Origin of the sequence: Micromonospora andamanensis (genome assembly GCF_016863495.1) — a bacterium.
Classification (GTDB): Bacteria; Actinomycetota; Actinomycetes; order Mycobacteriales; family Micromonosporaceae; genus Micromonospora; species Micromonospora andamanensis.
Window position 1 is genome coordinate 1 of record NZ_BOOZ01000078.1, and the last position, 6,447, is coordinate 6,447.

A 6,447-nucleotide genomic window follows, 5' to 3' on the forward strand; every position below is an offset into this window, starting at 1 on the left:
CCCGCCGCCCCGCCGCCCCGCCGCCCCGCCGCCCCGCCGCCCCGCCGCCCCGCCGCCCCGCCGCCCGCCGCCCCGCCGCCCCGCCGCCCCGGGGGCGGAGAGAACGGATGTCGGGTTTGTCCTCGTTCGGCGCGTTGGGTGACGCCCCGGCAACCTGTTGTCGGAGGGACGGCATAGACTGCTCGTCGCCACGGGGTGTGGCGCAGCTTGGTAGCGCACTCGCTTTGGGAGCGAGGGGCCGTGGGTTCAAATCCCGCCACCCCGACTGCCGCAAGCACCGGGCGGCGGCACCCGGATCGCCGGCACGCGGGGCAGGCCCGCTGCCGACCCGGGCGCTGCTGGTCCGCCGTGCCGGCTCGCCTACACTCGATGGGCCGAAGTGCGCCCAGAATCAACCCGAGATCCGTCAAGGAGTACGCCTGTGAAGAGCACCGTCGAGACTCTGAGCCCGACGCGCGTGCGGCTCGCCATCGAGGTGCCGTTCGTCGAGCTCGAGCCGAGCCTCAAGAAGGCGTACCGGGAGATCGGTCAGCAGATCCAGATCCCCGGCTTCCGTAAGGGGAAGGTGCCGCCGGCGATCATCGACCAGCGGGTCGGCCGGGGCACCGTGCTCAACGAGGCGGTGCAGGAGGCGATCCCGCAGAACATCCTCGCCGCCGTGCGTGAGCACGACCTGAAGACGCTGGGTCGTCCCGAGGTCGACATCACCGAGTTCAACGACGGTGACTCGCTCAACTTCACCGCCGAGGTGGACGTCCGGCCGGAGATCACCGTGCCTGATCTGACCTCGATCGAGGTCACCGTCGACGAGCTGCAGATCGACGACAGCGAGATCGACGAGCAGGTGAACGGCCTGCGTGAGCGGTTCGCCACCCTGAAGACCGTCGAGCGCGCCGCGGCCGAGGGTGACTACGTCCAGATCGACCTGCGGGCGACCGTTGACGGCGAGGAGGTGCCGGGCGGTTCGGCCAGCAACATCTCGCACGAGGTGGGCAGCAAGCAGCTCCTGCCGGGGCTGGACGAGGCGGTCGTGGGCCTGTCCGCTGGTGAGGACACCACCTTCACGACCCAGCTGGTGGGTGGCGACTTCGCCGGCCGCGACGCTGAGGTGCTGGTGACCGTACGTACGGTCAAGGAGAAGGAGCTGCCGGAGCTGAACGACGAGTTCGCCCAGCTCGCCAGCGAGTTCGACACCATCGAGGAGCTGCGGGCGGACCTGCGTGAGCGGGTCAGCCGGGGCAAGCGGATCGAGCAGATCTACGCGGCTCGGGACAAGGCCCTGGAGCAGCTCGTCGCGGCTGCCGACGTGCCGGCGCCGGAAGGCGTGATCCGCGACGAGGTGGAGAGCCGCAAGGAGGCGATGGCCGACCAGCTGGAGCGCATCGGCGCTTCGATGGAGGACTACCTCGCCGCCGAGGAGAAGACCGAGGAGCAGATCGACGCCGAGCTGACCGACGCCGCCACCCAGGGCGTCAAGGTTCAGCTGCTGCTGGACACGCTCGCCGACGCCGAGGACGTGCAGGTCTCCGACGACGAGTTCGGTCACGAGATCGTCCACCGGGCCCAGCGTGCCGGCATGGCTCCCCAGCAGTACTACGACCAGCTCGTCCGCTCCGGCACGGCCGGCGCGGTCTACGGCGACGTCCGGCGGGGCAAGGCGCTGGCCTCGGTGATGGAACGCATCACGATCAAGGACTCGGCCGGCAACGTGGTCACCATGGACGCGCTGCGCGAGGCGAGCGAGCAGGAGCACTCGCACGAGCACTGATCGCCGGGTGGGGCCACCGTCCGCCGGTCGCGGTGGGTGGTGGCCCGATCCCTTTTCCGGGTACGCCTTCGGCCTGCTGCGCTGAGAGCGAACAGTGCCCGGACCGGGAGTCTGGCGACCGGCCCAGCGGTTAGTGTCGGACACGACGGTACGGAGAGCGAAGGGCTGCCATGACCGACATGCACATCCCAGCGAAGCCGCTTCGGGCGATCGAGGCCCGCGGCGGTGACACCATTGGCAACCTCGACGACTCGGTCTACAACCGGTTGCTCAAGGAGCGGATCGTCTTCCTGGGCAGCGAGGTGACCGACCAGGTCGCCAACCGCATCTGCGCGCAGCTGCTGCTGCTCGCCGCGGAGGACCCGGACCGCGACATCAACCTCTGGATCAACTCGCCCGGTGGCTCGGTCTACTCCGGCATGGCCATCTACGACACGATGCAGTTCATCGACAACGATGTGTCGACAGTGGCGATGGGCATGGCCGCGTCCATGGGCCAGCTGCTGCTCTGCGCGGGGACGAAGGGCAAGCGCTACGCCCTTCCGCACGCCCGGATCATGATGCACCAGCCTTCCGGCGGGATGGGCGGCACCGCCGCCGACATCGCGATCCAGGCCGAGCAGATGCTGTACACCAAGCGGATGTTCCAGGAGCGGGTCGCCTACCACACCGGTCAGCAGCCGGCGCAGATCGAGGCGGACTCGGACCGGGACCGCTGGTTCACCGCCCAGGAGGCCGTCGACTACGGCTTCATCGACAAGGTGATCACGGGGGCCGCGCAGGTTCCCGAGGGCGCCGGGACCCTGAGCTGATCGAGGAGCAGACGATGACCGACCTCAGCCTGCCGCCCCAGTTCGCGGCCGTGCACAACCGCTATGTTCTGCCGTCGTTCGTCGAGCGCACGTCGTACGGGGTCAAGGAGTCCAACCCGTACAACAAGCTCTTCGAGGACCGCATCATCTTCCTCGGCGTGCAGGTGGACGACGCGTCGGCCAACGACGTGATGGCCCAGCTGCTCACCCTGGAGGGGACGGACCCCGACCGGGACATCATCATGTACATCAACTCGCCGGGCGGCTCGTTCACCGCGATGACGGCGATCTATGACACCATGCAGTACGTCCGGCCGGACATCTCGACGGTGTGCCTCGGCCAGGCCGCCTCGGCCGCCGCGGTGCTGCTCTCGGCGGGCACTCCGGGCAAGCGGATGGCCCTGCCGAACTCGCGCATCATCATCCACCAGCCGGCCACCGAGGGCGGCTACGGGCAGGGCTCGGACATCGAGATCCAGGCCAAGGAGATCCTGCGGATGCGTACGCAGCTGGAGGAGATGCTCTCCCGGCACTGCAACCGTCCGGTCGACCTGGTCCGCAAGGACATCGACCGTGACAAGATCATGACGGCTGAGGAGGCCCGCGAGTACGGGCTTGTCGACACGATCCTCACCAGTCGTAAGAAGGGTCTGTTGGCCGCGAACGCGGCTGGCTGACCGCTACCGGGTCAGAGGTCGGTCGGGCTGGTTGCCGGCCGACCTCTGACACACCCGTTTTGGGGGTCGGAGAAACCTCCGGTAGCGGGTAACGTCGGGTCCGTACCACCTCGCCGGGCGACCGGCGGGCGAGAGAAAGACGGGCGGAGCGTCAGCGTCCGCAGGTCGTGGCCGGGGCTCCGGCCGATGAGTGCAGGGAGAACGTAGGTGGCACGGATCGGTGACGGCGGCGACCTACTGAAATGCTCCTTCTGCGGGAAGTCGCAGAAGCAGGTCAAGAAGCTCATCGCGGGCCCCGGGGTCTACATCTGCGACGAGTGCATCGATCTCTGCAACGAGATCATCGAGGAGGAGTTGGCCGAGTCCGGCGAGGTGAAGTGGGAAGAGCTTCCCAAGCCGATGGAGATCTGCCAGTTCCTCGACAACTACGTCGTGGGGCAGGAGCAGGCCAAGAAGGCGCTCGCCGTCGCGGTCTACAACCACTACAAGCGGATCCAAGCGGAGGCAGCCAACGCGCCGGGCGCCGGTAACGACGGTGTCGAGCTGGCCAAGTCGAACATCCTGCTGCTCGGTCCGACCGGGTGTGGCAAGACCCACTTGGCGCAGACGCTCGCGCGGATGCTCAACGTCCCCTTCGCCGTCGCCGACGCCACCGCCCTGACTGAGGCTGGCTACGTCGGTGAGGACGTGGAGAACATCCTCCTCAAGCTGATCCAGGCCGCGGACTACGACATCAAGCGGGCCGAGACCGGCATCATCTACATCGACGAGATCGACAAGATCGCCCGCAAGTCGGAGAACCCCTCGATCACCCGTGACGTCTCCGGTGAGGGCGTCCAGCAGGCACTGTTGAAGATGCTTGAGGGCACCGTCGCGAACGTGCCCCCGCAGGGCGGCCGCAAGCACCCCCACCAGGAGTTCATCCAGATCGACACCACGAACGTGCTGTTCATCTGCGGTGGGGCATTCGCCGGTTTGGATCAGATCATCGAGGCGCGTACCGGCCACGGGGGCACCGGCTTCGGCGCCCGGCTCCGTGCGGTCTCCGATCGCTCCACCGACGACATCTTCAGCCAGGTGATGCCGGAGGACATGCTCAAGTTCGGGCTGATCCCCGAGTTCATCGGCCGGCTGCCGGTGATCACCAGCGTCCGCAGTCTCGACCGGACGGCTCTGGTCCGGATCCTCACCGAGCCGCGCAACGCCCTGGTTCGGCAGTACCAGCGCCTGTTCGAGCTGGACGGCGTCGAGCTGGAGTTCGAGCGGCCCGCCCTCGAAGCCATCGCCGACCAGGCGATGCTGCGCGGCACCGGTGCCCGTGGGCTGCGCGCCATCATGGAGGAGGTGCTGCTCTCCGTGATGTACGAGGTGCCCAGCAACCCTGATGCTGCCCGAGTGCTGATCAGCCGCGAGGCGGTGCTGGAGAACGTGAACCCGACGATCGTTCCGCGGGAGTTCACGGGCCGCCGTGCCCGGCGCGAGCGTGAGGAAAAGTCCGCCTGATCCGACCGGTGCCGCGACCGTACGCTGCGGCCGACCGCCGTCCAGTCGTACGCTGGCAGCCATGCGCGTCGCCGTCTGCCAGCTGAACTCCCGCGACGACCGAGAGGCGAATCTCGCCGCCGCGGAGGCGTTGATCGACCGCGCCGCCGCAGCCGGTGCGGACCTCGTGCTGCTGCCGGAGTACGTCGACTATCTCGGTCCTGGTGCCGGGATGCCGCCGCCGGAGTCGGCGGACGGCGAGGTGGGCCGGTTCTTCGCCGACGCCGCCCGGCGGCGCGGTATCTGGTTGATCGCCGGCTCCTTCCACGAGGCTGGCCCCGACCCGGACCGCACCTGGAACACCACGCTGGTCTTCGACCGCGCCGGCACCCTCGCCGCCTCCTACCGCAAGATCCATTTGTACGACGTGGAGATTCCAGGGCGTGTCTCCTACCGGGAGTCCGCGTCCGTGGCACCTGGTGATCAGCCGGTGGTGGTGGAGGTCGAAGGGCTGCGGGTGGGTCTGTCGATCTGCTACGACCTGCGCTTCCCCGAGCTCTACCGGCAACTCGCGACCGCCGGGGCCGCCCAACTGCTTGTGGTGCCGGCGGCCTTCATGATGCACACCGGACGGGACCACTGGGAGGTGCTGCTGCGGGCCCGCGCGATCGAGAACCAGTGCTTCGTCGCGGCGGCCGGGCAGACCGGTGACCACGAGCCCGGCCGCACCTGTTACGGGCGGAGCATGGTGATCGATCCGTGGGGGACAGTGCTCTCCCAGGTGCCCGACGGTCCGGGGTTCGCGGTGACCGACATCGACCTGAGCTGCCTGGAACGGATCCGTGCCGAGCTGCCGAGCCTGGCCAACCGCCGGCTCTGACGCAGTTACCCCTGAAGCAGCACGCCGACAAGTGCGAAGCCGGCGATAGCGGCAGCGGTGATCAGCAGGGCGGTGCTCATCCGGGACGGGCCGCGCCGGGCCAGTCGGCCGATCGAGACCAGGACCGCGAAGAGCACGAAGGCCCCGATGAGCAGTTGCCAGATCGGCAACAGGAGGCCGAGCAGCGCGTCCTCGGCGAGGACCGGGCTTGCGGGCCGGGACACGTCATCCATGCCAGACACTCTGGCACGTCGGAACCGTTCGTGGTCGTCGGCGCGAAGACACTCCTTAGCGATCGCGTCGGCGCTGCCCGGTGTCGGCGAGACGGGGTGCTCTACCCGGGCCTGGTCCGGTCAGCCGTGCCGTCGGATCGGGTCATCCCACGGGGCTGACGGCAGGTCGGCCAGCTCCTGCCGATTCGGACAGTGCATCGATGAACGGTGATTTGCCTTATCCGGGGCGTCCGCGTAACTTTCTCTCTGCACGCGGGAGGCCGGGGCAAACCGGCCGAGAACGGGCGCCAGTAGCGCGACGATCACATCGACGTGAGGCTGAGACGGGCGGTGCGAAGCGACTCTGCACGATGGAGTTGCGATCGCGAAGCCGACCGGGTAGGGTTCTGGAGCCGGCAGGAGCCGGGCGGGTTGCCTTCAGTGGCAATCGGCCGGTCTGCGGTTCTCCATGACAGTCGCTGACGCCGAAAGGCGAGCGATAGCGTGGGCCCCGAGCTAGTAACGAGGATCCTGAAACTTCAGGTTGACCTCGAAGCGCGGTTCGGATAGTTTGGAGCGGTTGCCCCGAACGCGGTTCTCTAACGAGGCCAAGTTT

General features: G+C 68.2%; 6 protein-coding genes and 1 tRNA gene. 6 read left to right on the forward strand and 1 reads right to left on the reverse strand.

The genetic code is table 11. The annotated features are described in order from the left end of the window. Positions 1-191: 191 nt before the first annotated feature. The 6 genes from Van01_RS31545 to Van01_RS31570 all read left to right on the forward strand — a co-directional run bounded on the left by Van01_RS31545 (position 192) and on the right by Van01_RS31570 (position 5,619). Positions 192-265: transfer RNA gene (locus tag Van01_RS31545), tRNA-Pro, on the forward strand. Between the two features lie 156 nt (positions 266-421). After that, complete coding sequence (gene tig / locus Van01_RS31550; RefSeq protein WP_204015387.1) at positions 422-1,768, forward strand: trigger factor; 1,347 nt, start codon at positions 422-424, stop codon at positions 1,766-1,768. 170 nt (positions 1,769-1,938) lie between these two features. Further along, positions 1,939-2,580 carry a ClpP family protease gene (locus Van01_RS31555; RefSeq protein WP_204015390.1) on the forward strand — a complete coding sequence of 214 codons (642 nt, stop codon included), beginning with the start codon at positions 1,939-1,941 and terminating at the stop codon, positions 2,578-2,580. A gap of 14 nt (positions 2,581-2,594) precedes the next feature. Next, positions 2,595-3,257, forward strand: coding sequence for an ATP-dependent Clp protease proteolytic subunit (locus Van01_RS31560; protein ID WP_204015392.1), 663 nt, complete (start codon positions 2,595-2,597; stop codon positions 3,255-3,257). Between the two features lie 207 nt (positions 3,258-3,464). Beyond that, positions 3,465-4,760, forward strand: coding sequence for an ATP-dependent Clp protease ATP-binding subunit ClpX (gene clpX, locus Van01_RS31565; protein WP_204015394.1), 1,296 nt, complete (start codon positions 3,465-3,467; stop codon positions 4,758-4,760). A gap of 61 nt (positions 4,761-4,821) precedes the next feature. Beyond that, positions 4,822-5,619 carry a carbon-nitrogen hydrolase family protein gene (locus tag Van01_RS31570; protein WP_204015398.1) on the forward strand — a complete coding sequence of 266 codons (798 nt, stop codon included), beginning with the start codon at positions 4,822-4,824 and terminating at the stop codon, positions 5,617-5,619. A gap of 5 nt (positions 5,620-5,624) precedes the next feature. On the opposite strand, the gene Van01_RS31575 is transcribed toward Van01_RS31570, so the two are convergent. Continuing rightward, on the reverse strand, positions 5,625-5,852 hold the full coding sequence (locus tag Van01_RS31575) for a hypothetical protein (RefSeq protein WP_099850381.1): 228 nt from the start codon (positions 5,850-5,852) through the stop codon (positions 5,625-5,627). Positions 5,853-6,447: the final 595 nt, after the last annotated feature.